This is a genomic window from Dyadobacter luticola (assembly GCF_005860805.1).
Taxonomy (GTDB): domain Bacteria; phylum Bacteroidota; class Bacteroidia; order Cytophagales; family Spirosomataceae; genus Dyadobacter; species Dyadobacter luticola.
Genome location: NZ_VCEJ01000002.1, coordinates 2,411,144 through 2,437,639 on the forward strand (window position 1 = coordinate 2,411,144; position 26,496 = coordinate 2,437,639).

General features: G+C 48.0%; 21 protein-coding genes. 5 read left to right on the plus strand and 16 right to left on the minus strand.

Going from position 1 to position 26,496, the window contains the following annotated elements:
- Positions 1–135 precede the first annotated feature (135 nt).
- The 7 genes from FEN17_RS10100 to FEN17_RS10130 form a co-directional block, all read right to left on the minus strand.
- Positions 136–1,974 (minus strand): RagB/SusD family nutrient uptake outer membrane protein, encoded by a 1,839-nt coding sequence (locus FEN17_RS10100; protein WP_171037889.1) that lies wholly within the window; start codon positions 1,972–1,974, stop codon positions 136–138.
- Positions 1,975–2,015: 41 nt separating this feature from the next.
- Positions 2,016–5,159: a SusC/RagA family TonB-linked outer membrane protein gene (locus FEN17_RS10105; protein WP_138365124.1), complete on the minus strand. Its 3,144-nt coding sequence runs from the start codon at positions 5,157–5,159 to the stop codon at positions 2,016–2,018.
- A gap of 355 nt (positions 5,160–5,514) precedes the next feature.
- Positions 5,515–6,246 (minus strand): GntR family transcriptional regulator, encoded by a 732-nt coding sequence (locus tag FEN17_RS10110; RefSeq protein WP_138365125.1) that lies wholly within the window; start codon positions 6,244–6,246, stop codon positions 5,515–5,517.
- 61 nt (positions 6,247–6,307) lie between these two features.
- Positions 6,308–8,059, minus strand: a complete 1,752-nt coding sequence (locus FEN17_RS10115; protein WP_138365126.1) for a class I mannose-6-phosphate isomerase — start codon at positions 8,057–8,059, stop codon at positions 6,308–6,310.
- Between the two features lie 2 nt (positions 8,060–8,061).
- Positions 8,062–9,000: an ROK family protein gene (locus FEN17_RS10120; RefSeq protein WP_138365127.1), complete on the minus strand. Its 939-nt coding sequence runs from the start codon at positions 8,998–9,000 to the stop codon at positions 8,062–8,064.
- Positions 9,001–9,029: 29 nt separating this feature from the next.
- On the minus strand, positions 9,030–10,397 hold the full coding sequence (locus FEN17_RS10125; protein ID WP_138365128.1) for a sugar porter family MFS transporter: 1,368 nt from the start codon (positions 10,395–10,397) through the stop codon (positions 9,030–9,032).
- Between the two features lie 2 nt (positions 10,398–10,399).
- Positions 10,400–11,626 carry a DUF5005 domain-containing protein gene (locus FEN17_RS10130; protein WP_138365129.1) on the minus strand — a complete coding sequence of 409 codons (1,227 nt, stop codon included), beginning with the start codon at positions 11,624–11,626 and terminating at the stop codon, positions 10,400–10,402.
- Between the two features lie 151 nt (positions 11,627–11,777).
- Between FEN17_RS10130 and FEN17_RS10135 the strand changes: the two genes are divergently transcribed.
- Both FEN17_RS10135 and FEN17_RS27660 read left to right on the plus strand, forming a co-directional pair.
- A complete protein-coding gene (locus FEN17_RS10135; RefSeq protein WP_229208758.1) occupies positions 11,778–13,211 on the plus strand; it encodes a Na+/H+ antiporter in 1,434 nt (477 codons plus the stop codon).
- Between the two features lie 2 nt (positions 13,212–13,213).
- Positions 13,214–13,363, plus strand: coding sequence for a hypothetical protein (locus FEN17_RS27660; RefSeq protein WP_229208759.1), 150 nt, complete (start codon positions 13,214–13,216; stop codon positions 13,361–13,363).
- On the opposite strand, the gene FEN17_RS10140 is transcribed toward FEN17_RS27660, so the two are convergent.
- Complete coding sequence (locus FEN17_RS10140) at positions 13,360–14,283, minus strand: helix-turn-helix domain-containing protein (RefSeq protein WP_138365130.1); 924 nt, start codon at positions 14,281–14,283, stop codon at positions 13,360–13,362. The two genes, FEN17_RS27660 and FEN17_RS10140, sit on opposite strands and share 4 nt — an antisense overlap.
- A 10-nt stretch (positions 14,284–14,293) precedes the next feature.
- Positions 14,294–15,175, minus strand: coding sequence for an SDR family NAD(P)-dependent oxidoreductase (locus FEN17_RS10145; protein ID WP_310589753.1), 882 nt, complete (start codon positions 15,173–15,175; stop codon positions 14,294–14,296).
- A 252-nt stretch (positions 15,176–15,427) separates the two neighbouring features.
- On the opposite strand from FEN17_RS10145, the gene FEN17_RS10150 reads away from it, so the two are divergent.
- Complete coding sequence (locus FEN17_RS10150) at positions 15,428–16,765, plus strand: C10 family peptidase (RefSeq protein ID WP_138365131.1); 1,338 nt, start codon at positions 15,428–15,430, stop codon at positions 16,763–16,765.
- Between the two features lie 202 nt (positions 16,766–16,967).
- Positions 16,968–17,219, plus strand: coding sequence for a hypothetical protein (locus FEN17_RS10155; protein ID WP_138365132.1), 252 nt, complete (start codon positions 16,968–16,970; stop codon positions 17,217–17,219).
- Positions 17,220–17,277: 58 nt separating this feature from the next.
- Here FEN17_RS10155 and FEN17_RS10160 read toward each other — a convergent pair whose 3' ends face one another.
- Positions 17,278–18,537, minus strand: coding sequence for an SGNH/GDSL hydrolase family protein (locus FEN17_RS10160; RefSeq protein ID WP_138365133.1), 1,260 nt, complete (start codon positions 18,535–18,537; stop codon positions 17,278–17,280).
- 188 nt (positions 18,538–18,725) lie between these two features.
- Entirely contained in the window at positions 18,726–19,127 is a 402-nt protein-coding gene (locus FEN17_RS10165; protein WP_138365134.1) for a hypothetical protein, read from the minus strand.
- Here FEN17_RS10165 and FEN17_RS10170 point away from each other — a divergent pair.
- Positions 19,126–21,948 (plus strand): hypothetical protein, encoded by a 2,823-nt coding sequence (locus FEN17_RS10170; protein WP_138365135.1) that lies wholly within the window; start codon positions 19,126–19,128, stop codon positions 21,946–21,948. The two genes, FEN17_RS10165 and FEN17_RS10170, sit on opposite strands and share 2 nt — an antisense overlap.
- 60 nt (positions 21,949–22,008) lie before the next feature.
- Here FEN17_RS10170 and FEN17_RS10175 read toward each other — a convergent pair whose 3' ends face one another.
- The 5 genes from FEN17_RS10175 to FEN17_RS10195 form a co-directional block, all read right to left on the minus strand.
- Positions 22,009–22,920, minus strand: coding sequence for a transporter family protein (locus tag FEN17_RS10175; RefSeq protein ID WP_138365136.1), 912 nt, complete (start codon positions 22,918–22,920; stop codon positions 22,009–22,011).
- Positions 22,921–22,939: 19 nt separating this feature from the next.
- Positions 22,940–24,076, minus strand: coding sequence for a cytochrome-c peroxidase (locus FEN17_RS10180; RefSeq protein ID WP_138365137.1), 1,137 nt, complete (start codon positions 24,074–24,076; stop codon positions 22,940–22,942).
- Positions 24,077–24,081: 5 nt separating this feature from the next.
- Positions 24,082–24,906 (minus strand): MbnP family protein, encoded by an 825-nt coding sequence (locus FEN17_RS10185; protein ID WP_229208760.1) that lies wholly within the window; start codon positions 24,904–24,906, stop codon positions 24,082–24,084.
- A gap of 85 nt (positions 24,907–24,991) precedes the next feature.
- Positions 24,992–25,390 carry a hypothetical protein gene (locus tag FEN17_RS10190; RefSeq protein WP_205748121.1) on the minus strand — a complete coding sequence of 133 codons (399 nt, stop codon included), beginning with the start codon at positions 25,388–25,390 and terminating at the stop codon, positions 24,992–24,994.
- 94 nt (positions 25,391–25,484) lie between these two features.
- Positions 25,485–26,444: a methylenetetrahydrofolate reductase gene (locus FEN17_RS10195; protein WP_138365139.1), complete on the minus strand. Its 960-nt coding sequence runs from the start codon at positions 26,442–26,444 to the stop codon at positions 25,485–25,487.
- Between the last annotated feature and the right edge of the window lie 52 nt (positions 26,445–26,496).

Consider the following 26,496-nt stretch of genomic DNA (forward strand, 5'->3'; position numbering starts at 1 on the left):
CAGGATTATATGTTTGTACAAACTTTCTTTAAACGTGTAGTGTGGAGCGGCAACAGTGACGGTGCAATGCCCGTCACTGGTTCAAAGTCCGTCTACCAATATATCTAATATAACCTATTCAAAATTACCTGGCTATCAGTAACCTGGGTTCTGTTTCAGTACACCATTGCTTTTTCTGATCTCCGTATTCGGGATCGGAAAAAGGTAGTAGTAGTCTCCTTTCCAGGGTTTGCGGACTTCTGCCTCTGGGATCACGCCGTAGGTGTAAGTCATTTTTCCAAGCGCGTCGCCAGGTTTCGTGCCAGTCCAGTCCATGGTCACCTTGGTCAGGCCGCGGATCGCGATGTCCACATTACCCGGCGCCGCTTTCCAGCGCATCAGGTCAAAAAAGCGGGTATCTTCCAGGTGCAGCTCTATCGCACGCTCATTTCTATAATCGCGGACCAGCGCTGCGCCGGTACTTTTAATGTCTGGCATATTCACCGATGCGCGTTTCCGGACTTTGTTAATGTATTCTCTCGCAACCGCTTCGTTACCCAGCGCTATTTCTATTTCGGCATAGTTCAGGTAAAATTCCGTGAGCCGCATGAACACCACGACCTGGTTGTAATCATTGTCAAAGCTCGCGCGCGGCCCGGCAAAATCGTCGGTTTTTTTGAAGGTATAACCCGTCTGCACCCGCCAGTGAAATGGCGTCAGACCTTTTACCCAATACGTTTTGGAATCCCGGCCGAAGTCGAAAAGGTTTTGTCCGTTTTTCGGGTCCACTTTATTGGGATTAATGTACGGCGGCGCATTGTCCGGGTTCGGGTTGGCGTCTTCCCAGTATTCGTAAAGTCGCTGGGTACTTTTGGAGCCGTCGATAATGTTCAGCGGACCAGCGCCGGGGTAAATCACCGCGTCGTAAAATCTTGGGTCACGGTTTTTTTCCGGCTTTTGCGGATCATATCCCGAAGCCGCATTCACGGTCACACCATCGGCCGCATAAGGATACTGGCCATTTGCCATCTGGAACATATTCACAAAATTCTGCGTCGGCACCAGGCGCTGCTGCGCATCAAATCCTGCCGGCCAGAAATCGTAGTTATAACCCCAGCCCGGGATTCGCGTTGCCGGTGTAAACGATTTACCAAAAATCGTCTCATCCGTTTTCAAAGGCTTTTTAAAAAGCTCGGCATACTGGGGATGCAGGGTGAATCCGAGATCAAAAATTGCTTTGGTCGCAGTTTCAGCGGCTTTCCATTTGGCAATATCATTATTCGGGTTGTTGAGCGGGCTCGCCAGGAACAGCAGCACCCGCGCCTTGAATGCCAGCACGGCGGCTTTGCTGATCTTGCCGGTATTCACAGGCTCACCGTCGAGCAGCGTCGAGGCTTCTTCCAGCTCGGCCAGTACAAACTGCGCACATTCGTCAAAAGTATTCCGTGCTACGTCAAAACTCTCGGCATTCAGCTGGAAGCTGTTTTTGATGATCGGCACGCCGCCAAAAGTCCGCATCAGCTCAAAATACATCCAGGCGCGCAGGAAATGTACTTCACCTTTCATCGGGTCCAGCGTTTCGGCTGCGATGGTAGAACTTTCGATGTTCTCAAAAAACACATTGGCCTTCCGAATATAGCTGTATTCATAGTCCCAGAGCGGAATCGGCGTGGCGAGCTCTTTCGCCACCGACGCCAGATCATTCACATTGTCGGCCGTCAGGTTTCCTTCCAGGTAATTGCGGATCCCGGCCGAGCGCTCGTGCGTTTCCGGTTGGTTTACAGCAATGTCCGTCAGCGCGTCCAACCCGCCGGTTCCTGGTGCCCAGGGTGGTTTGATACCATTATAAACATTGTAAACATAATTTTGCAAAAACACCGGATCATTAAAAACCGCCTCATCGGAAATCGCATCCAGCGGCTTCTTATCCAGGACATTACATGAAGTGGCAGTAGCCATCATTGCAATGAATGATACCGACAGCGTCCGCTTCATGAATCTGTTTTTATGGAAATATTTCATAGGTTATCTCTGATTTAGAAAGTAAGGTTAACTCCGAAGCTCAGCGTTTTCATGTTGGGATAAGCCCCGCCGTTTCCGCTCAGGAATTCCGGATCACCGTTACCGAATTTTTTAAGCGAATTGAAAATCATGAACACATTATCACCCGAAACAAACACCCGGAATGCGGCGATCTTCACTTTCGAAAGCACGCTTTTGGGCAGCGTATAACCAAGCTGTACGTTTTTCATGCGCATCCAGGTCGCCGTGCGGTAGTAGAAATCGCTGTCGTTGCTCGCAAATCCGGTTGGTGCGATCATCGGCAATTCCGCATTGGTATTGGTCAGCGAATAACTGTTCAGCGCCACATATTCCAGACCATTACCGCCGGCCCCGGAGTTGAACCCGTTGCTCAGGCGGAACTTCGCGCCGCTCTGGCCTTGAAGTAATATATTCAGGTCAAAATTCTTATAGTTCGCGCCGATGCTCAACCCGTACTGCGTGCTCGGAAAAATCGTGGTAACATTGTTCTCGTCGGTATTATTGGTCGTGTTAAACATATACCGGTCGTTGCTGTCGATCACTTTATCCCCGTTCAAATCGGCGAAGATCAAACCGCCCAGGGACGCGCCCGGATAGTTCACATTGTTGTCGAGATCCTGCTGCGTGCGGTAAATGCCGATGGATTTATACAACAGCCGCGATCCGAAAGGTTGTCCTTCCAACCTTTGATAATCTTCCGCCTGTGGTGTTTCATCGAAATAAATGATCTTGTTTTTATTATAAGAAATGTTTCCGTTGACGCGCACCGTCAGGTCGGAGAAATTGTGGCGGTACCCAGCCTGCAACTCGATGCCCTGGCTGTTCATTTTTCCAATGTTTTCATCAGGCAAAAGCAAACCGGTGTAGCTGGGAATTGAAGCTTGTCTCCTACCCAGAATGTTGGATGTTTTGTTCTGAAAAAGGTCCAGTTCGAATGTCAGCTTATTATCCAAAAATGCCGCTTCCAAACCCAGGTCTGTCTTTTCACTTACTTCCCAGGTAATGTTCGGGTTCGGAGTTGACTTCACTGCGATACCCCGCGCATCCACGCCATTTACTACCCACCCAGCATCATATCCGTAGGCCGCGATGTATTGAAAAGGATTTACACGATCGTTACCCAGCTTACCCCACGACGCCCTCAGCTTTAAATTGCTGATCACATTTTTTGGAATAAATGATTCATTGCTGATCACCCAGCCGGCCGATACTTGCGGGAAAAATCCAAAACGTTTGTCTTTCGGGAAGATCGGCGAGCCATCATACCGGGCGCTGAAACCGAAGAGGTATTTTTGTTTAAAATCATAACTCACACGTCCGAAGAAATTCTGCCGGGCTGACTCCGTCGCGCTGCCGCTGTTGTTCCAGTTGAGGCGGTTGGTTGTCCCTGCAAAAAGCTGATCGATCAGCGGAGAATCATACCCCAGGCGCTGTGCCCAGAAGGTATTGTCGTCATAAGTCATCTGCTCGTAAGCCACAAATGCCGATACTTTATGATCCTTTCCAAATGTCTTGTTGTAGTTCAGTTTCACGTTTCCGGTGATCCGAACACTCTGTCTGAAATCCTCCCGAAGCCCGATATCTTCCACCGATCTTGAAGTTTTTTTCACGATAGAACCATCCGGGGCGCGCTCATAATAAGGCCACACATAATTGAATTGTTTGTCATACCCGATGGTTTTCACCACCGACAAATAGCCATCCAGGCTCAATCCCGACACAAAAGGCGTATTGTATTTGAAACGCAATGTACCACTCGCGACGTCCGCCTTGTACTTGCGGTAACCCGGGCTGAGTAACCGCGCGGCAGGGTTCAAATGTGACCAGCCTTCCCCCGGATACCGGTAATCGCCGCCAATGTAAGCTTCCTGCAAAGGGCTGGTACTTGCCAGCGAGCCTACTTCGCCACCAGGGCCGCCCTGAGGTGTTTGGGTCGCTTTTTCGCGTACCGAAATATCGAGACCTACTTCAAAATCTTTGGTGACGGACACATCAATGTTACTCCTGATGTTGTACTGCCTGAGTTTCGATTTGTTATCGCCGCGCAAAATCCCGCCTTGTGAAGCGGTACCGAGGGAAACAAAATACCGGACTCTTTCCGTACCTCCCCGCATCGTCAGCGAATACCGGGTTTGCCTTACCGGCGGGCCGATCAAAGCTTTCCACCAGTCCTCAGGCCGTCTTGTCCCATTTTTGAAAGACTCTACCAATGCATCCGGAAAATCGGGCGGTGTGCCTTCCAGAGCCCTTCTGTCATTCAGCACCTGCATATATTGAAATGCATCCGCCGACTTCACTTTCATCGTCGGGGATTGCCAGGATTGGGTGGTTGAAAAATCAAACGCAGGCTTGCCGGTCACTCCCCTTTTGGTCGTCACCAGGATTACCCCGCCTGCCGACTGTGCACCGTAAATCGCCGCGGACGCATCTTTCAATACGGAAATGGATTCTATATCATTGGGGTCCAGGCGGTTCAACCCATCCGGATCTGCATTGGCAACCCCGTCAATTACGATCAGTGCTGAGGTATTTCGGTAAGTACTGGCGCCACGCACCAATATTTGCGCATCGTCAAACCCCGGCGCTGCGCTTCTTTGTGTCACATATACCCCCGCCATCCGGCCTGCCAGCGAGTTGGAAAGCGATGCGGCGCTGGATTTTTTGATCTCAGTACCCGTCGTTTGCACCACCGCATTCGTCAGTTCCGAGCGTTTTTGCGTACCATAACCTACTACTACTACATCATTCAGATCCTGGGCCGATACATCCAGCTTCACCGTCAATGCGGTTTGCGAGCCCACCGGTATTTCTTTTGAAACATAGCCGATGTAAGAAAAAACCAGCACGCTGCTTGCGTCCTTCACCCGGATGGTAAACTTGCCGCCGGGATCGGTTACCACACCATTTGTTGTACCTTTTTCAAGCACATTCACACCGGGAATACCCGCATTGTTTTCATCATTTACTGTTCCTGAAACCGTCTGTTCCGCAGAAACCGACGGTTTCGGTCCATTTGGGATACCCGGCACACCGGCCGGTAGAATGCTTTCGGCATGCAGCGCCGTGGCGAGCAAAATCACCAGCGCAAAAGCTGCGAGTGACCTGCGCCGTCTGTTAGGAAGTAGTTTTGATTTCATAAGGGTCGGTTAGGAGTTAAAATCATTCTGGATTCTGTCATTATCATATCGATGGTTAAGTGGTAACATACTTGATAAAAACAATTCACCCTTCTAAATGGAAGTTTTAGGAATAGTCAGCACACAATGCACTCGTTTTCAAACTGTTTCTTATATGTACAAACATATAAACATAATTTTGAACAAACAAGGAGTACTAATATATTTTGATGAAATAATACATTTTATCAAAAATCGGGAAGGTTAGGGAAGGATATCCAAGATGCTGCGAACTGAAAAAGGGCGCACTTCTTTAACTCGAAAAACCAATTCTTCAAGCTAACCAGATACTATATACGCAGAAGAAAAATAGTGCTTACTCCCGGACGCTTTCGACAGTATAAACGAAGCTGTCGGCGCGGTAGTAGCCGAGGTTGTACTCGATGGGCCGCTCGCCCTGGTCAAAAACGAAACGTTTCCGGAACAATATTGGGCTTCCTGGCTCTACTTCCAGCTTGGAGGCGATGAACTTGTCGGCAGCGATCGCGCCCACTTCCTCTTTGGACAATGTCGCGACCACCAGATGGTCCCTTTCCAGAATATCGTACAGCGGACGTTTGAAATCCTCCTCTCCGGTGAGGCCTACCCGCGGGTGGAAATAGGAAATGAAATAAACAAAAGGCCCCTCCACTTTTCCCCTGAGACGTTCCAGTTTCAGGATTTTCTTATCGGCATCAATGTCAAAAAAGTTGGCGATCTTTTCGTCCGGCGTCACCCAGGTTACATGCAGCTCGAAGTTTTTAACATTAATCCCCCGCGCATTCATCTCCTGCGTAAAGCTAAGCCAGTTCTTTGATTTTGAACTGATTACCGGCTCAGCCACTTTGGTACCAATCCCCTTTTTACGGATCAAAAGTCCTTCATAGACCAGCTTGTTCAAAGCCTGTCGCAAAGTCGATCTGGAAATAGCCAGCTGCTTGGCCAGCTCCACCTCGTTGGGCAGAAACTTTCCGTTCAAATGTTCCGGATCGTTGATCATTGTGCGTAGCAGGTTTTCGGCCTGGATATGCAGAGGGACCGGACTTTTGTGATCGATGCTAAATTTCATGTTGGGAAAAATCAAATAGGCGTGACAAAAATAGCAAATTCAGGGGCCTTTCTAAAACCGCCTAAGTTCTGATATAAGCCTTGATCGTCGCGCACTGCTGCCCCGCCGACTCGCCAAAAGGCGCCACCGTATAAGCCGGAACATGCGCCGGGACAATAAATGTTTCCGCATAATGTACCACATAGGGCTCAAAAAGCCCCTCCGGACTCTCCACAACCACTTCCCGACCTTCCACCAGGTTCACCACATTCATATTTCCATCCGTATAATGTGTCACTTTCGCATCGAACCAATGCCGCCGGGTTTCGATGAATTGCGTGGCATACAAGCCGGTGGATTCTTCCCGGACGTGACCATTTCGCGAAATGTCGGTCACATTATTAAACAGGTTTTTCTTCACCCAATCTTCGTCCCGCGTGTAATCGATCACGTTTTTCCCATGCTCAATGTTGATTGGCCGTGGTTTTCCGTCCAGCCCCAGCCTGCCCCAATCCCACAACTTAAAGGTAAAAATGTAGGGCGTAGCCGAAATTTCGAGCACCACCGCGTTTTTGCCCGAGCAATGTATGGTACCAGCCGGGATCAGCACATGGTCGTGTTTTTTGACGGGCAACTTGTTCACATATTTTTCCGCATCGAAATCGGTCATCCCGCGCTGCGCTTTTTCGAGATCCGCGATCATTTCAGCGGCATTCACATTTTTGTGCGTACCAAGATATACGCATGCATCTTCCTGGGCTTCAAGGAAATAATAACTTTCATCCTGGGTATAGCTCATGCCGAATTTTTCCTGAATGTACGCCCGCGTCGGATGTACCTGCAAGCTCAGATTTCCACCGTCCATGGTATCCAGAAAGTCAAACCGGATCGGGAATTCCGCCCCGAACTCATTATAAATCAGCTCGCCCAGCAATTTTTTAGGCCTTGTCAAAACGAGATTAATCGACGGCAGCTCGAACAAATGTTCGCCCACTTTAAAAAGCAGGCTGTTTTCTTCGGGCACACAATCAAAACCCCAGGCATAATTCACCTCGTCCCGGTCGAGATCCACCACTTCTTTCAGCCACTGCCCACCCCAGGGACCCGGGTCAAAAAATGGCACAACACGAAATGGCCGCGATACTGTCTCGTCCAGACCTTTTTGGTACGTGCTCGCGCTCAGCATTTTAGGCGCGTCCGGAATGTTGGCGTCGAGGAAATAATCGATCTGATCAAAAAATGAAAGTTTGTGCCGGTCGAAAACGCGCCAGTCGAGAAAATAGCCTTGCTTGTATTTTAAAGCAAAACTTTCGGCGAGGTTATCACTTCCAAAATTGCCTACTTCATTGCGTTTCATCCTCTTCTGGATTTCCCAGCGCGCCAGGTCGGCGTAGATCAAAATATCGGGTTTCGCAAAAAGCGCAGCACCTTCGCCGCAAATCACTACGAGCCCGGAATTAATTGCTTTGATCTCTTCCTGAGCACTTTGTAATTTATCTGCTTCAAAAAAATCCGCCATTTCAATGTTATTGATCTTACCGAAAACCGGATCATCCGTAACATACGGAAATACCATTTCGCGGATCAGCTCAGGCGTTTTCAGAAAATCGTTGGTGTTGAACAATGCGGTGATTTCCAGGTTCGCCTTCACAACATTCAGCATCTCCGCCACATTCACGCCGTGATATAAGTCCATGCAAATGACCGTCTTAACCTGATTTTTGGACTGAATAAGACGGGTAACTTCCGAGAAAATGCGCGCCCAGCCCGTAAAACAGAGATCTGACGATTTGCTGATTTCTACAAATGGAAACTTGTCGTAACTGGAATGCATCTTTAATGTGTTTTTTGCTTCAATAATTCGTAAACCCCCAAAATTCCCGCATACTCCGGCTCGGCAGCGACTTCCAGCTCCACATCGGAGGCGTTGATCCACGCATGTTTGTCGAGCATTTCTTTGATATAGGGTAAAATAATGTGGCTGCTTTTCATGATCCCGCCGCCAAAAATCACCTTGTCCGGATCATAGGCATGGACGAGGTTGATCACACATAATGACCAGACTTTCAGGCATCTGTCTTTTAATTTCACGGCCAGCGGATCGCCTTTTTCTGCTGTTTCAAAAAGACTTTTAAAATCAATTACTTCCACTTCTGCCAGCTTGCTCGTCGGATACTCCGCCGATTCCCGCGCCAGTTTTGTCAAAGCCCAGGTCGAACTTTCACTTTCCACGCATCCAATATTGCCGCAGTTGCAAATGTTACCTTCGAAGTTGATGGTAGAATGTCCGCCCAGATTTCCACCGACGAAATTCTTCCCGCGCAGCGGCTTACCGTGGATCAAAACCCCGGTGCCCACACCCGTACCGAATGTTACCAGCACCAGATTGTCGCTTCCACGCCCGGCGCCATGCTGCCACTCCCCGATCAAAGCAGCCCTGGCATCGTTTTCCACCACCATCGGCACGCCAAAATGTTTGTCGGCCCAGGCATTCAAATCCACATTTTCCGCGCCGGGATACTTGACGTACCTGGACAAAATTTGCCCGGAATAAAAATTTACGATTCCCGGAAACGCAAAACCGATACCCGTCAACCGATACTTCCCACCCGCCAGCATCCTCCGCATTTGCACCGCAATGTCCACCAGCCGTTCTTCAAATGTCAATGCGGAAGCTGCCTCAATGTTACTGTCGGCCAGGATCTTACCTTCGTTAACCAGCCCCAGCTTGATCCGCGTCCCTCCAAAATCAACCCCGATAAAAATATCTTTCATTTTAAATTTTTGTCATCGCTAAAAAGCTGCTACCAGCTTTTTTCAATTTCTTCCAAAGTCCTCCCCTTCGTTTCCGGGATATTTTTAAATGTAAAAATCCAGATAATGACCGCATTCACCATGAAAATCCAGAATGTCACCGCACCGCCAAAGTTTTTCAAAAAATACGGCGTCAGCTGCGTGATTGCTACCACACCGATCCATAACACCAACGTAGCCAGCGACATAGCTATACCTCGAATTTTAGTCGGGAAAATTTCTGACATCATTACCCAGGGAATCGGCCCCAGCGACACAGCGAAACTGGCAATGTAGCCAAGGATGAAAATAAGCAGCCAGGGGCCGTTTTTGAAATTGAAATAAAAACAAATTCCCGTCGCGAAAAGGCAGATCACCATCCCTGCAACGCCCCAGATCAGCAGGCTCCGCCGACCCGCACGGTCAATAAGCCAGATAGCGACAAGCGTGAAAAGCAAGTTGACGACGCCAATGATAATGGTTTGCATAAATGCCGATTCCGCGCCAAAACCGATGCTTTTGAAAATTTCCGGCGCGTAATAGATGACTGCATTAATACCCGTGATTTGGGAGAAGAGCGACAATATCACACCGATCAGCAGCGGCTTGCGCAGTTTTTGGTCCAATAAATCTTTGAGGCTGCCCTTTTCGTCGTGCAGACTTTCGGCTATCTCCGCATAAATTTCCTCCGCAGCTGGTTTTCCATTGATTTTTTCTAAAATCCGTTTTGCCTCAGCATCCTTCGATTTCGACGCCAGCCAGCGCGGACTTTCGGGCACAAAAAACAACAGGATAAAAAACAGCGCAGCCGGAATTACCTCCGAGCCCAGCATATACCGCCAGCCGCTTTCAATGTTCCAGGCCTCGTCACCGGCCTGACTAATTTTCAGGTTAATCACATAGATAATGTTGATTCCCAGCACAATCGCCAGCTGGTAAAAAGTCACCAGCCGTCCCCGGATGTTCGACGGCGCGATTTCGGAAATGTACATTGGGCACAGCATAGAAGCCGCCCCGACGCCGATCCCTCCGAGTAAGCGCATGATTATGAAGCTCGTAAGATCATTCACCACCGCCGAACCGTAGGCCGGCAGTGCAAAAAGTATCGCTGTGGCGATCAGAACCACTTTCCGGCCATATTGATCACTGAGATATCCGGCAGACATAGCACCTAAAACGCAACCCCAGATCGCACTGCTCGCTGCCCAGCCAACCATGAGCGGCGAAAGATTGAACTTGATTTGAAGATAACCGATCGCCCCGGCGATCACCGCTGTGTCATAACCAAAAAGAAAGCCGCCAAATGCTGCGACGCTGGTCAGCAGCAGAATGTACGGTGTGTTTTTGGCCGTAAAAGTCCTCGTATCTTCGGCAGTCATTTTCAGGGGTTTGTAGGTTTAGGTTGTTGCTTGAATTTGACCCGGACAAACCGCGGACGATAAAGGTCAGGCTTCCTTTGGATCATTTCCATGAACTTGAAACTGTTGACATTATACGAAATCAGCAGCTCGCCCGGTGCCGAAAGTGCCGCGTGCGCCTTGGCATTGTAGGTGATCAGGTCGGGATCATTGATGTCATTTGTTGTTTTATAAAGCACAATCCGCGGCCCGAAAGGCCCCACCGGCGTCGGCCCGACCTGCAAACAAATTTGCGGAAAAATGCTTCCCAGCTGATACACCAGTGCATATTTACCTTTGGCTAACCTGCTCACGCTCATTTCATTTGAAACAGAATCACTGAGCATCGCCGCCGATTTCACTTCTTTCGACCAGCTTTTTCCATCCCAAAATTCCCAGGTATCGAATTTTTCAATATCCGCCGGGAGGGTTCTTGCCGCCACGAGCTTTTTGTTCAAACCCTGAACACCATAAACATATACGAACCCATCGCCATCCACTTCGCCGGCAGATTTACTATTATTAAACACCGCCGCGCCGAAAGAAATATTTTCCTGTCCACTTTTACTTTGATTAAAAGGCAACTCCGTCTGCTGCTGATTTTTGTAAGGAAAGTCACTTCCAGCAGGCACCCTGATCAGCGCATTCCCCGTCTCTTTGAACGGAAACTGCGAATTGTCGTGGGTATTGGTGATTTTAAAAGCGAAAATAAAAAGGTCTTTGTTCGCATCCGGATTTACAAAACCGTCACCCAGCCAGAAATACGTATCCTTATCAGGCTTATCGGTTTTAGGAATAAAAATGGCCTTATACGCACCATTTTCTTGCGGCATATTAAAGGTAATGTTCGCAGGATCAGGCTTTTTACCTTTCAAAACTGCTACCGAATTATTTGTCATGACCATACCGGGCTGCAAAGAATCGCCGACGATCTCACCGATCGTGGTATCGCTGAACAGAAATAGCAGGCTGTCATTTTTCTCCGAATCCTTACCAGAAAGTGAAACTGAATAAGTACCGTCGCCACCAAACCAGCCCGATTTTCTTAAAAACAGGTTTGTCCAGGCCGTGTCCCGCTCCGCGGTGAATTCCTTTTCGTTTATCTCCACACCCTCCGCCCCGTTTTTCCCTCCCGAAGATTCTCCGCCGCAGGAAGAAAATCCTGCCGCCAGCAGCAACATGCCATAGATCATCCATCGTTGCAATTTCATTCAGCAGGACAAATTGAGGTAGTAAGAAAGGCAGATATGTTCGTATGTATGAACATTTAAAAGTATGCAAAAAAATATTAAAACTAAAACAATAAGTTTTTGTGGCTGGGAGAATAATGTTTTTCTTTAAAATATATCTGACATTCCCCCCATGCACACCATTTTACCGTTTATACTGGCGATGATCGCGGTCATCGTTTTACTGAATATCCGGGCTGTAAAACTCAAAATTGCCTACCCGATTTTGCTGGTGATCGGCGGGCTGCTGATCAGCTTCATCCCCGGCCTGCCCATCGTCAAAATCGATCCTGACCTCATCTTTTTCATCTTCCTGCCGCCCCTGCTTTTTGAGGCGGCTTGGACGATTTCGTTTAAAGAAATGACGAAATGGTGGCGCATTATCGGCAGTTTTGCGTTTCTGGTCGTGTTTTTCACCGCATTATCCGTCGCTGTCGTCGCGCATCATTTTATCCCTGGCTTCACCATTGCGCTGGGTTTCCTGCTCGGCGGGATTGTGTCGCCGCCTGATGCCGTAAGTACCGGTGCCATCACCAAATTTGTGACCATACCCAGAGCTACGTCAGCGATCCTGGAAGGTGAAAGTCTGCTGAATGATGCGTCTTCGCTGATCATTTTCCGGTTTGCGCTGGTGGCGGTCGGTACCGGGCAATTTATCTGGCAGGAAGCGACAATGACCTTTTTGTGGATGGTTGTGGGCGGCGCAGGACTCGGTTTGCTGCTCGGCTGGCTGCTGATCCAGATGCACAAACGCCTACCGACGGATACTTCTTCGGACGTGGCGCTCACTTTGGTTGAACCCTATTTAATGTATTGGCTGGCGGAAGAGATTCATTGTTCAGGTGTGCTTGCCGTGGTCAGCGGCGGCTTGCTGATGTCCTCCCAGCGACTGGTTTTCCTCAGCAGCGCGAGCCGGATCCAAGGTTATAATGTCTGGGAAAGCTTTGTTTTTATATTAAATGGCATTGTTTTCCTGATTATCGGGCTGGACTTACCCGAAATTGTCGACGGCCTGCGGGCGATGGGCATTCCTGTCAAAACCGCCATCGGCTACGGCTTGCTGGTCACGGGCGTCATCATTGCCACACGAATCATCAGTTCCTACGCCGCGTTGCTCGCGACGCTTATTTTCCGGCCGTCCGTGATGCCGCGCGCACGCACCCCCAGGAGACGTTTACTGATTCCGCTCATGCTCGGCTGGACCGGTATGCGCGGCGTAGTTTCTCTGGCTGCCGCACTGGCCATTCCGGTCAGCCTGGATAATGGTTCCGCATTTCCCCAAAGGAATCTGATACTCTTCATCACATTTATCGTAATTCTGCTAACACTTCTGGTACAGGGACTTACGCTGCCTTATGTGATCCGCCGTACCGGCGTTTTTGAGGGATTAATGGAGGAAGAGCAGGAAAATGAAACCCGCCTTCGCATGAAGCGCGGCCTGAAACAGCATGTTTTGGAATTCCTTAAAACCAAATATGAAAACATGCCTGAGAGCCACGCTGGAATGCAAAAAAAATCATCCAGCAGTGGGAGGAACGCGCAAAGGCGACCGACGATAGCTGGATGAATGTGAAATCGAAAGCGATTTTTGTAGAGTTGCTGGAAGTGCAGCGCAATTATCTGGTGGAACTGAACAAAGACCCGAAAATCGATGAGGAGATAATCCGCCAGCAACTTTACCAGATCGATCTGGAAGAGGAGCGGCTGAAAATCATTTAGTTAAAAGACCGCCGGAATTCCAGTGGTGAAAAATTGGTCTTTGTCTTAAATAACTTGCTAAATGATTGCGGATGCTCGAAACCGAGTTCATACGCCACTTCGCTGACGGTCAGGCTTGTGGTCGATAATTTTTCTTTCGCCTTCTCGATCAGCTTGTTATGGATGTGCTGCTGCGCATTCTGGCCCGTCAGTGAGCGGAGCATATCGCTGAGGTAGCTGGGCGAAATGTTGAGTTTTTCGGAAAGAAAATGGACGCTCGGAATGCCCTCTTCCGTCGTTTTTTCGCCATCGAAATATTCGTTTAAAGTTTCCTCCACCTTTTCCAAAAGATTGTTGCCCGATGCTTTCCGGGTAATAAATTGTCTTTTGTAAAACCGGTTGGCATAATTCAGCAAAAGCTCGATCTGCGAAATCACCACATCCTGGCTGAATTCATCGATCCGGCTCTGCAACTCGCCGCTCATAATGTCGAAAATCGACATGATGACCGTCTTTTCCTGCTCCGATAAGTGCAGGGCTTCGTTGGTCGAGTAGGAGAAAAAGCCGTATTGTTTGATTTTTTTGGCCAAAGGATAGTTGAGCAGGAAGTCGGGGTGGATCAGCAGGGTATACAAAGAACATTCTTCGTTCATATTGTCATAATGCGGGCCCAGGATCTGGTTTGGTGCCGCGAAAAGCAGCCCGCCTTCGTCAAAATCATAGTAATCTTGCCCATACCGCAACTTCCCACTCAACTTGCTTTTGTAGGAAATTTTATAGAAAGTAAGCACATGCGAAGGCCCGAGCCGGCAAGGCTCCACGGGTGTTAACCGGTTGTCTATCAGGCTGATCATAGGATGCAATGGTTTGGGTAAACCAAAAGCATTGTGCGCATCAGAGAGCGACTCGAATCGCAGGGGATTACTTTCTTCCTTTTTCATTTTAAATCGATTAATTGTTGCCTTGTGCTGCGCTCGCTACTTCATCCCACTCTTCCCAAACCGCAATCCGCTCGGCATAAGTTTCCTTGATACCCGGCAAGTTGTGGCTTCCCAGGAAAAATCTGAGCGGTGGGTTTTCAGCATCAACGATTTTCAGGATTGCATCGCCTGTTGCTTCCGGGTCACCCCTTTCGAGCGACATCAACTGCTTGAAAAACTGGTCTTTGAAATCACCATAAATGTCGAGTCCCGCAGAAAATTTGAGCGACTGCTGGCTGCCGAATTCAGTAGCATAAGCACCTGGCTCAATGATGGTTACCTTGATATTAAACTGCTCGATCTCAGCCGCCAGACTCTCATGGATCGCCTCAAACGCCCATTTTGAAGAGCAATAGTAGCCGATCACCGGGTAAGTAATATGACCAACATTGCTCGAAGTACCCAAAATGTGCCCACCGCCCTGCTTCCGCAACAGTGGCAAAGCAGCCTGAATCACGGCAAGCGGGCCGAAAATGTTCGTCTCGTAAAGCGCCCTCACCTCGTCGGCATTGGCTTCCTCGATGGTCCCCACCAGCGAGTAACCTGCATTGTTGAGCACAATATCCAGCCTTCCGAAATGTTCAAAAGCCTGGTTAACAGTCGCTTTTACTTGTTCGGGATTTGTTACATCCAGTTCCAGCGGGAGTACCAGGTCACCATATTTTTCCTTGAAATCCGCGATACTATCCAGATTCCTTGCGGTGGCGGCTACCTTATCGCCACGTTGCAAAGCCGCCTCCGTCCACACCCGGCCAAAGCCGCGGGACGCACCTGTTATGAACCAAACTTTACCGGAAGTCGCAGATGCCGAGTACGTTACTGCATCTATATTTTCATTTTGCTGTGCCATCATTTTTGTGTTTGAATTTATACAACAAATGTCGCCCGCCTAAGCCGCCTGCATGTAGTCAAATTGAGGGATTTTGTGTTCAAATCGAGGATCGAGCTACCCGCATTTTCCGCCAGAATTTGGCAATATCCGTTTGCAAACGTTTACAAACGACTATAAACGTTTGCAAACGGCATTGTTTGAAAGAGGTTATTCATCTTTGCTTTTGCAGGTGCAAGCTGCTTGAACAAATGTTTCACATTGATATCACCCGCCATGAAGATTTTAAAAAGTTTACCATCGACCTTTTTATGCGTGATGATCTTTCTCACCTTTATTCAGTGTCAGGATCAGCCAGTCAAGAATGAATCTATCAGTAAGCCAGACGATTATCTGATTGAAAGTAGCCAGGCCCAATATGTGGCAAGAAGCTTTCTGGCGATAACAGAAGCGAATTCGGGGATACGAAATGGCAGAACGTCGGCAGTTCAAGGATCTTTAAAGGAAATCATTGAAACTAAGACTATCTATGATCGAAATGGCAATCCGGCCATGTATTTGATATCCTTTGGCAAAAGGATTGGCGGCAATGAAGTTTTGAAAGATGGCTTTGTGATTGTCGCCGCCGACAAAAGGATCCGGCCTATTCTGGCCAAGTCGGACTCAGGCTACTTTGATCTTGAAACTGATAATCCGGGGATTAAAATCTGGCTTGAATATGTAACGAGCGCCATAGCCGACGCTAAGAGAAATCAGCCGAAGCCGTCCGGTGGCGCAGACATTTTATGGGATCAATATCTTTTGGACAAAAATGATGGACTGATTAATGGAAGAACCGAAGACTGCACTGACCCTCCCTGCCCCGGAGATCCCTGTCCCCAGGATTATTTTTATCAATCAGCGATCCTGACAACAACTGATTGGCATCAATTCGGTCCCTACAATATGTTTTGCCCAACATCCAACAATGCCTCATGCGGAGCTTGCAAGATTTCTTCCGCTGGTTGCGGTGCTGTCGCAGCAGCTCAGGTAATGAATGTTTATCATAAACCCGCAACCTATACCATCGCACCAGCAGGGCCGGTAAATTATGTATACCCGTTACAAAATAGTTTTGCTAATGTTTGTACATCTGCCAATGTAAGAGCTCGGGAGATTGCTGCACTGATTCGTGCTGCGGGAATGTGGGAAAATATGCATTACGCTTTCAATAAATGTAATTCATACTGTCTAAGGGAAGACATCAAAAATGCATTCGCATCCGCTGGCTATTCAAATGCTGGAAAACGGGTAAGCTGGCTAAGCAACTACGCGACCGTAAATTCGGAGCTGACAGGAGGACATCCGGTAATTATGGATGCGACAACAAAATTTCTAGGCTTTGGCGACTGGCACATTTGGGTGATTGATGGTTATCAGAATTACATCACGTATCACAAATCTGATCCGCAAAACCCTATGAGTTCTTGTCTGGGAACAGAATACGCATACTATCACATGAATTGGGGATGGAATGGAATAGTAGATGATACGTGGTATGGTATGAATAACTTTACAGTTGATGGAGTGAAGTATGATTTTGACATGAATGTTACATTAGGCATGAGGCCATAAATGAAAGTCTATGAAAAATTTTCTCATACTTTGCTTGATCGGGTTGTCTCTTACCTCTTGCGAATTCGATTATAAAAGCGCTAAAGGAATTCGCACAAGCAACAGAACCTACATCGGAGTGAAGACTTACGATAAAAAGTCTGGCAACACAAAAATTTTCTCGCCAGGGATCAATCAATTGTTGGTGTTCACAGGTGATACCATGCAAATCATACGGAACGACACAGTCATTGAAAGACTGACCAGTTATGGCTCTAAAAACTGGATCGGGAAAAGGAAATACGGCAAAGTACTGTTCGGAGGGCTTTCCAAACAGGGACGTAAATCCTTCATTATAGAAATTCTGGATCCCAAAAATTTCCTTTCCGGCGATGTGATCCTCGGCACGATCATGCAAGGAGATTATGATGAAAAGCTGGATACGACGCAGACGTTTTATTCGTCGCCACCCTGAAAATGAGTGCGTCAATCGAATTAAAATGTGTCATCTGCATCGCACATTCCAAGCACTATCAGTTGACGTGACTGGAAATACCGCCGACTTCCCGGATCAATTGACCCAGCTTGGAAGCCACTTTCTGATGACCGGCAGCATTCAGATGTCCGTCGACTGGAAAATAATCGTGGGCAGTCAGAAAGTCGGCGGTCCGCAGGAAGTGTAATTGGGTGTCGCCAGATTGTTTGGCTTGCGCTTCGAATGCGTTGATTAATTCCGGTTTTGTATAGCGACCGTCGAGGTGCATGACGACGATGTTGCCGGAATAGATTTCTCTAATTTTCTTTAAAACATGGTAAAAATTCTCGGTATGCTCGCGGACTTTGGATGAGGATTTGATTTCTGCTGGTTTATTCTCTGCGAGTGGCTTGCCTGAGATCCAGGATGTTAAAGCGGCTTGGCTGTCAGACCAAACTTCAAGGGGATTTGTAAATATTCGTTTCAAGATATCCTTTTCACGCAGGAAGAAATAAGTGTAGCGCATTGGAAAATAGCTTTCGTTGATACGATTGAAAATGGTAACCTTTTCGAATTTTTCAGGAGTGAGGCGTTGCGAAGGGTTGGCTTCTCTGAGATGGGCAACGTTTTCTTCCAGATCATTATCACAATACTGTATCACCAGCAACTTGCATGAATCACGTTGCAACTTTTTAAATAACAACATTTCCCGAAAGGTACCGTAAGAAGAAATCCCGGCATTGAGTGCCTTCACTCCTAGTTGTTTTTCAGTTAAATGAGCGAACGTTTTGTCCTGATCTATCCCCCAACCCATCGTAAATGAATCGCCAAGAAAAATTATTTCAGGATTTTCCAGGGACTTCTCGTCATCACGGACACCCAAACTATTGATTTGATATTGGTTATGGTATTCGAGCGAGGAATGCGCACCTATACTGCCCGGCCAGAGCGTGTAGCCCAGATCGTTATTGAAGCTACTGAATTGCCGGTTAAATTGAATCACATCGCGGTAATCGATCCAGCGTTCTAAAATCCCGATGTGATGAACATTTGCAACCTGGTTTATCCGGATGAAATGACGGATATATTGCCAGTTTATAGCCTCGGCAAGTGGAGGCAGCGCGAGGCAAACTACGAGCGGAAGCCTCAACATTCTGCCCAATCCATAACAAATCATCAACAACGAGGCAGGTACCAGTGCTTTGAAAAGCAGGATTGTCCAGATAAAGTGTGTGAATGCCTGCCATCGGTATATGGTAACCGAAAGCAGGAACAAGCCGGTCATCGCCATGACCAGCCGCGTTTGGGTTTTTGACATGATAGAAAAGGGTGATCCTGCTACCAAATTAGAATGTAACCGGAAATCTATGCAACCCGAAATGTCAAAAATTTCTTATTAATTATTTAAATAATGTAAAACTCGCTGATAATCAATTGCGATCGCGGCAAAAAGACAGCGCATAAATTAGTAACCGGTTGCGGCAGGTATTCCTACCACGATAAAATTTAATCCCGATAGGTGATTTCGGCCAGCTGATCGATCAGCTCGTCGGTTTGGTCCAGGTACGCGGCTTCATCGAGCAAGCCTTGCTGGTAAGAGTGGTAGAGCACGTCGAGATCAGCTTTTATTTCGCGGCGGCGGCGTGGGCGGGGCGGTTTTGGTTTGGGCGGAAACTTCACTTCAATCCATTCAGCGATCTTGCTGATCATGAAGACAAAAGTTCCGGCAACAATAAAAAGTAGCAGTTCGTATAGCAGCACGTTGATCCCCTTTTTGAACCCTAACCAGGTACCAATCATAAACTTAATAAAAACGCTGCGGGGAGACAAAGCCACTTCCCTACTTTTTGTTCTCAGACTTATAAAAAAAGGCGTCCCATGAAATTTACCAAACTTGTCCCAATTCATGACTAAATTTTTCTGTCTGATTTTTATCTGGCTTAATGTCAGCAATTGTGTTTTTGGTAAAATTTTACAGGAAAAACCGGTTGCTAATCATACCTGGATCCGCATTTCCTTTGGTCATCGCGCGACTAACATGATCACAAAGTCAGTTCGAATCTTGCCGGGCTCAGCTGGCATGCAGGTTTCCGAAGTAACCGGTTCCATGCTGGAGAAGAATGATCAGGCTGGCGAAAAGTCGCTGCTGCATGTTGGAAAAACGGATGTGGACATGCTAAATGTGTCTGTCAACTGGCATTCGCCGGTGGCGGAAAAGCTGAAACTGGCTTCACATAAAGATCAGTATACCATCAATAATGATGCGATGTGGGGGTACCTGATGCGAAACGGCTCCCCCGGCCAGTCAGCCCGAATGCACGACGATACCTGGAACCAGCCCGACGCGCCGAAACTGACAATCCAGCTGGCGGAAGACGGCACAAAAGGCTTTTCAATCGCGATCGAACAGCTCCTGCGGCACGGCGCAATGTGGCTGCCAGAGCATGATTGTTACATCACATTAACCGAAAAACCCGTTGATTTTCAGCAACATCTGGCAACATTGACTGGCAAGCGAACATTGGATCTCGTGAACAGTTCACCCGATGCCTCTTTGAAAGAGTTTAAAAATAAATGGGAAGATTTCGGAAATCCACTGGCTTGGAATGTTTCGTGGCAAACCCGGTACCTCGGCACGACGGGACATTTGGTCGTCACTGCGGCCGCGCATGGCTCGATATACAAATTTGCAATAGACCGTTTTGCGAATGTCCGACCGGATTTCGCCTCGCCGCATCAGTTTAAGCTGGATTTCAGCTGGCCGGAAAGTCAGTGGAAATCACAGCGGATTTTAAATGGTTTACCGATTTTAAAAACACAATTTGAAAAGAAAGGCCAACATTTGGAAACCGAGCAATTCGCCGCGCCGCTAACTAAGTTGCCCCAAGATGGCGGCGGGGAAATTCCGAGCGTTTTGCTTGCCAAAATGCGTTTCTCGGGCAAACCGGGGCCGGTTTCTTTTGGCTTAAAAATAGCGGGAGTTAAAAATGGGGTAACATTGGAAGCAAAACAATCCGGCGATCACTGGAATGTGGTGGAAGCGGGTACCCATGCAATTTGGTTAAGTGTAAATACAAGTTCAGGATTTTCTGTAAAAACTGCGAAATTGGTCAATGACCTAGATTCTTCTATCACGGTTCAACTGACATTTAATGGAGAGTTAAATGCCACCAACGCGAAGGAAATTTTGGTTAAACTACCTTCTCCTACCGTCGCTGCTGCTGATAGTAATTTGCTCGAAAACGTGGATTTTTTAGCTAAAAGAAAATCCGTCGCGGATTATTGGGAAAACCGGCTCAACCAAGGCGCGCATTTCGAGGTACCGGAAGAAGCAGTAAATGAGCTTTTCCGGGCCAACCTTTGGCATGCGCTCATTTTACCGCGCCACCGGAAAGATGAGAAAGGCAAGTTGCACATGGATTTGCCTTATGCCAACACGGCTTACGGCCAGAAAAATGCCGATTGGCCGGTGAACCAGGCGGTTTATGTAGATTATATGTTGTACGGATTGCGAGGCCACCAGGCAATGGCGGACGCCGAGATCAGCGCCATGTTCGACAGTCAGCAGCAGCCCGATGGTCGCATCGGCGGGTTTGCAAATTGGGCTGTATATTCTCCCGGACATTTGTATGCGATAGGCAAAAATTATCTCCTATCCCATGATCGTGAACAGTTTAACAGGCTTTTACCCCAATCGCTCAAAACCGCAGACTGGTGCCTCGCACAACTCGTAAATGCAAAAAAAGCGAACGCAGCCAGCGGGCTGATCCGTGGTCCGCTCAATGATCTAACGCATGCTGATCGTGAGTGGGCATTTTCGCAGGCTTATTTTGTGGCGGGACTGGAAGTGTTCGGGCAGGCCTTGGCAGTGCACGGTCACCCACGTGCGAAGGAAATGCTGACCGCTGCGGCACAGCTGAAAATTGATGTTGAAAAAGCATTTTCAAAAAGCAGCGTCAAATCGGCCGCGGTGCAGCTAGCCGACGGAACCTGGAACAATTTCGTTCCGACGGACGCGATGATCAACCGGCGGCTCATGGATCAATGGTACCCTTCCGACGTCGATTGCGGTCCGTTGCACCTCGCCCGGCTGAACGCCATCGACCCGCGCGGCTGGCTCACCACCGCCATGCTGCACGACCACGAAGACAACCTTTTCCTGAAAAACCAGGGCGCGGCTAACGAACCGATTTACGTCCAGCAAGCCACCGCCTACCTCCTCCGCGACGAGCCAAAAGCCGCCATCAGAGCTTTTTACAGTCTCATGGCCAGCGGGTTTTCCCACAACCAGCTCTCACCTCTCGAACACCGCTGGGCCTGGGGGCAATACTACGGCCCACCCAGCACCGACGGCGCGTGGTTCGAACTCTACCGCAACATGCTCATCCATGAAACCGATTCTACGACCTTGATGCTTGGTCAGGCAGTGCCCAGGAAATGGCTGGAAAATGGTCAGGAAATAAAAGTAAAAAATGCGCCGACGAATTTTGGGAATGTTTCGTATAGCATTAAAAGTCAGGCTAATGCCGGGACAATTACTGCCGAGATAGCGTTATCAAACCGCAACCCGCCGGAAAATCTGGTGATACGTTTCCGCCATCCGAAGAAAAAGTTGATCAAATCTGTATTGGTAAATGGTCAGGTTTGGAAGGATTTTGATGTTAAAAAAGAGTGGGTGAAAATGATAAAGCCGACGGCTGGAAGTTATCGGATTGTCGCGAAGTACTGACAATTTTGACCTTCAACCTACATAAAGAGGATGGTAACAAACCACTTGCATTAAGCGAAATCAAAATAGAAATCCAAGTTGAACAAGTACCCGCTCTTTGGCGATGACATGTCCCGAAGCGCTTTTTTGGGCGACCGGTTTTTGTCCTGTGATCCCCAATGTCCATTTGTTGGAGAAAAATGTTACGCCTGCGGTGGCATTCAGCATTTTGCCGCCCGTAATTTCCAGCACTTCGCCTTTTTGCACACCATGCGCCGCGTGCTCGCCATACACCCCGACGCTCGGCGTCAGAGAAATTTTGCCAATTTGAAATGAGCGGTACAAATCCACGGTACCATAAAGCTGGTTACCAAAGCGATAATCCTGCGAATTGGTCGTGTTGAATTTCCGTGAAATGTTTGTTGCAAAGCCCCACTGGTCTTTGTTGACCGTATAAAAGGCACTCAGGATAAAATCAGTGCTACCGGTACCCAGCTGAAAATTGGCATTGGCTACTTCCAGCGTATTGTTTTCGTCAAATTTGAAATTCCCGGTAGGCAATTTAATACCGCCGCCGACCATCAAGGTGTGTGAAAAAGAGCCGGAATTTTCGTTGTCCATGAAGGTGTTGAACAGGTTATAATTCGCCAGCACCGTGATATCGCCCAATCCGTTTTGCTTTTTCACATCCGCGGAAGTCACTTGTTTATCGGTTCGGTAAGGGACAAAAGCCATCACCTGCACGCGTTTTACAGGAAAAAATCGCGCGTAAACTTCACCAATGTTGAAGGATTCGTCGGTACGGAGCACTTTGCTGTCGCGGTGGGTGACGAAGTTAAGATGCTGGTAACGCAGCCCGATCACCGACTTGTGCGACTGCGGCAAAAGCCCGAAATACGACCCGCTATTGGCACAGCCGCAAATGTCGCAGGCCATGGAATTGAAGCTGAAAGCCAGTAAAAGGCAAAGAGAAAGAATATGTCTGATCTTCATATCAATACTGATTTCTAATTTAAAAATTAGTCCCGACGCCAGGGTCGGAAAGCTTGGCATTTCGGATAAACTGCTCATCATTCAGCGAGCGTAAAAAAGCGATGATCGATTTTTTCTCCGCATCGCTCAGCGTAATTCCCGGCTTTTCTCCCTGACGGATAAATACCGAATCCAGCGTGGCCGACGGCTTGATGCTGTCAGAATAATGATCCAGCACTTCTTCCAAAGTATGAAACCGCCCGTCGTGCATGTAGGGTGCTGTGAGTCCGACATTGCGCAGGCTTGGCACTTTGAATTTGTACAGATCTGCATTATTTGCTGAAATCCCGAAACGTCCTTTGTCATCAATCCTGAGCGGCACCAAACCATTGTTTCGGAAACTATAATCCGTGAACAATTCTCCGGCGTGGCAGCTGCTGCATTTGGCCTGAAACAAAGCCATACCCTGCTTTTCGTCCGCATTCAGCGCAGACTGGTCGCCCATTTTATAATAATCGTACCGCGACTCGGCCGAAACCATAGTGAGCATGAATTGCGACAACGCTTTCATCATCCGCTCCGACGTAATTTCCTCGGTACCAAATGCTTTCTTGAACATCTGCGGATAATCGACCGCTTTTTTAGCCGTAGGAAGCGGGGTAGCCTGCAACTTGGTGATCACATTCTTGACCGTTTCATCCATTTCAACCGGATTTTGTATCGGGTTAAAAGGCAGCAGATCCAGGTCGTGCACGCCGCCGTCCCAGAAAAAGGAAGTATTCCAGGCCATATTTTGTACGGCGGGAGAGTTTCGCGTACCCAGCAAATCGTCTACACCATGGCTCAACTCGTGGCCGTGGTGCGTGAATGCGGCTTCCTGCTGATGGCAGGTGCCGCAGCCGATCTGATTGGTGCGGGAAAGTATCCCGTCGTAAAACAAAAACCGGCCGAGCTCGACCCCTTCTTCTGTGAGCGGGTTCCGGCTCATATCGTACACAGGATCAGGGAAATGCTTGGGTTTTGTCCAGGCAATCGGTGTAGGGCCAGTCGATACGGGCTCGACTGGCTCTTGATCCTTCTGGCACGCCAGCCCGAAAAAAATCAGGAAAAGTGCAGCCAGGGCATTTGTGAAATGCCTGGTTATCAGCACAAAATTTCCTTTGAAGGGCGCAGACATCCGGATCAGTGAATGTGGTCTACATTGAACATCTGCGCATAATTATCCGCCACCTCTTTCGACTTTTCGGGCTGCTGGCTCATAATGCTCGTGTATTCCTTGATGGAAACATTTGTCCCGGGACCTTTGAAAAATTTCAGCACATCCGCGAAAATGTGGACTTCCGGCGCATCGTCTTTCGTCACATTCGCTTGCAGGTTATTGAAACCAAGTTTCACTACCCGCGTATTATTCACCGTTTTGATATCGTAGCCGCCAAAAAGGCCGATATGGTAGTAGAATTTACCATTTGCCGAAGTCGCTTTGGAGGAAGTACCCTCCATTTTCATGAAAATATAACCCGAATTCCAGGCCCAGTACATGCCGTCTTCCATCATCGAGCCGCCCGGATCGAGCACGCCAGTCCTTTTTTCAATCGGCATCGTGTTGCGGGCGCTGTCCACACCCACCATAAATTCGAGGCCGGTATAAGTAGCATAAGGCACATTGTTCAGCTTCACAAGCTGCGATTCCTTTTTATCTTCCATGATCAGAAAATAGCTGGAATCCTGAGGTACAGTATAATAGGTACCATCCTGGCGCAGCAGCTTAATGTTGGAAATGTAGTAGTTGAATTTCGTCAGCACAAAGTCTTCGCCGGCACCATTCGTGCTGGAACCGCCGCCTAAAACCAGGTTTTTATCCCCGACAATGTTATCAAATTCAAGGGTGATCGCGCCTGCATCACCGGTAGCAGGATTGGGATCGGTATCGACGTCGGTACATGCCGCCAACATAAAAACGCATAAAATAGCCGCCAGCAGCGCTGGCATCGCCTCTTTCTTTTTCATTCAGGAAAAATTAAATAATGGATGAATGTCAATGACTTGAAGAGCCATTGGACATAATGTTGCTTAAATCACGCCGGGAATGTGATCAGCAGAGAGGCGGGTGAAAAAAATCGAGGACGAAGTTTTGTCCTTTTAAAGCGTTGTGGAAAGCGAAGGTAATGTGATCAGTGGTGGAGACGTAAGGCTGATCAAATTGTAATCTGAATGTGAAATCGGTGATGGGCGTCTGGGCTGAAAGCAGTTTCGATAAAAAATCATTTTCAGCTTGTCTTTCTTCCTGTTTTCGGGCTTGCTCAATTTTCTTCGCCAGATAACATTTACCATCGCAATGCAGCTGCGGGCGGTTTTTGTTGACGCAATAAGAGGCTATGATAAAATCTTTGCGGAGCTGATAATCAAGATAAACCACCGGCACAATGCAGGTTTTTACCAACATTACTGTCAGTAAAAGCAACCCGATAATTTGTTGTGCAGAGGTTTTCAATATGGGATTCGCAGCTGGATGAAAAACCGAACGCCCAAATATAACATCGAAATGCTACACCGCATTGTGTATTTGGAGAATATTCTGCGAAAAATCAGTGACTCGTCACCAATCCGCCCGACGATTTCCGTACGCCTTTATCTTGCAGCATTTGCCCGATAGACCGCGCCATTTCAATGGAGGCTTCGATCTCGGATTTGCGGATCGCCACGCTTTCAATGTTAAAGCCGAAAGGAATGCCACGCTCCACGCAGTAAGCGGTCAGCTCGGAAGCAATGTTGAGGCAAATCCCGACAGATTTTTCCAGCATATCTTCCGCCGCTTTCAATTCCTCCTGAATGTGATCCGGAATATGAATGCCAAGCCAGCCCATAAAATCCAAAGTTTTGGCTGATCCGCAGGCTGTTATGGTAAAAATGATCGTCGGTGGAGCAATCTCTTTGTTTTTGCAGGTATTGGAAAGATCTTCAATCACCTGCTTCGCATATTCCAGATCAAAAACACATTGCGAAATAAAGTACGACACGCCGCAGGTCATTTTATCCAGGATCCGCACGTCTTCATCCTTCAAAACTTTATGTCTTTCAGGAATCGTCACCGCGCCGATCACCGACGTTTCCTGGTGTTTTTCCCAAATCTTGTATGCTTGTGGCAGACTGGTTTTTACTGGAAAATCGGGCGCTGGCACACCTACAAAAACCGGATAAAATTGCTGGTTATGCAAATCTTCGAGCCAGCTTTCGAGTTCTTCGGCAGAGAATTTCCCGGCAGGCCGGTAGATGATTTTTGGAATGTTGAGGCCACCCAGATGTTCCGACGCAAAAGTCAGCGGATCCAGCGCATTGATAAACGGAAAAGGCCTTTCCTCGCTCGTCCGGGCCGATTCGTCCTGCACATCATATACTACGAGCGCATCGATATCCAGTGAAGACAGGCGTTCCAGGGTTTTTTCAGCAATTTCTGCAACACGCTCGGGCGTAGTACCGGCTTTGGGCGGTGTGATTCCGTATAATATCACTCCAGATTCTCCGGATTTGATCTTTTCTAAAAACATAGTGGTCTTTTTGTAGCCAATCAAAAATCTATGCAAAACTATCAATGATGGA

What these genes read in the sequence shown, in the direction of transcription:
- FEN17_RS10145 (WP_310589753.1), bottom strand. Translation starts at nt 15,175, where the DNA reads ATGATGGCACAGCAAAATGAAAATATAGATGCAGTAACGTACTCGGCA.
- FEN17_RS10155 (WP_138365132.1), top strand. Translation starts at nt 16,968, where the DNA reads ATGCAAATCATACGGAACGACACAGTCATTGAAAGACTGACCAGTTAT.
- FEN17_RS10140 (WP_138365130.1), bottom strand. Translation starts at nt 14,283, where the DNA reads ATGAAAAAGGAAGAAAGTAATCCCCTGCGATTCGAGTCGCTCTCTGAT.
- FEN17_RS10175 (WP_138365136.1), bottom strand. Translation starts at nt 22,920, where the DNA reads ATGAAGATCAGACATATTCTTTCTCTTTGCCTTTTACTGGCTTTCAGC.
- FEN17_RS10135 (WP_229208758.1), top strand. Translation starts at nt 11,778, where the DNA reads ATGCACACCATTTTACCGTTTATACTGGCGATGATCGCGGTCATCGTT.
- FEN17_RS10120 (WP_138365127.1), bottom strand. Translation starts at nt 9,000, where the DNA reads ATGAAAGATATTTTTATCGGGGTTGATTTTGGAGGGACGCGGATCAAG.
- FEN17_RS10115 (WP_138365126.1), bottom strand. Translation starts at nt 8,059, where the DNA reads ATGCATTCCAGTTACGACAAGTTTCCATTTGTAGAAATCAGCAAATCG.
- FEN17_RS10170 (WP_138365135.1), top strand. Translation starts at nt 19,126, where the DNA reads ATGACTAAATTTTTCTGTCTGATTTTTATCTGGCTTAATGTCAGCAAT.
- FEN17_RS10195 (WP_138365139.1), bottom strand. Translation starts at nt 26,444, where the DNA reads ATGTTTTTAGAAAAGATCAAATCCGGAGAATCTGGAGTGATATTATAC.
- FEN17_RS10160 (WP_138365133.1), bottom strand. Translation starts at nt 18,537, where the DNA reads ATGTCAAAAACCCAAACGCGGCTGGTCATGGCGATGACCGGCTTGTTC.
- FEN17_RS10130 (WP_138365129.1), bottom strand. Translation starts at nt 11,626, where the DNA reads ATGAAATTGCAACGATGGATGATCTATGGCATGTTGCTGCTGGCGGCA.
- FEN17_RS10100 (WP_171037889.1), bottom strand. Translation starts at nt 1,974, where the DNA reads ATGAAGCGGACGCTGTCGGTATCATTCATTGCAATGATGGCTACTGCC.
- FEN17_RS10105 (WP_138365124.1), bottom strand. Translation starts at nt 5,159, where the DNA reads ATGAAATCAAAACTACTTCCTAACAGACGGCGCAGGTCACTCGCAGCT.
- FEN17_RS10180 (WP_138365137.1), bottom strand. Translation starts at nt 24,076, where the DNA reads ATGTCTGCGCCCTTCAAAGGAAATTTTGTGCTGATAACCAGGCATTTC.
- FEN17_RS10185 (WP_229208760.1), bottom strand. Translation starts at nt 24,906, where the DNA reads ATGAAAAAGAAAGAGGCGATGCCAGCGCTGCTGGCGGCTATTTTATGC.
- FEN17_RS10125 (WP_138365128.1), bottom strand. Translation starts at nt 10,397, where the DNA reads ATGACTGCCGAAGATACGAGGACTTTTACGGCCAAAAACACACCGTAC.
- FEN17_RS10110 (WP_138365125.1), bottom strand. Translation starts at nt 6,246, where the DNA reads ATGAAATTTAGCATCGATCACAAAAGTCCGGTCCCTCTGCATATCCAG.
- FEN17_RS10150 (WP_138365131.1), top strand. Translation starts at nt 15,428, where the DNA reads ATGAAGATTTTAAAAAGTTTACCATCGACCTTTTTATGCGTGATGATC.
- FEN17_RS10165 (WP_138365134.1), bottom strand. Translation starts at nt 19,127, where the DNA reads ATGAATTGGGACAAGTTTGGTAAATTTCATGGGACGCCTTTTTTTATA.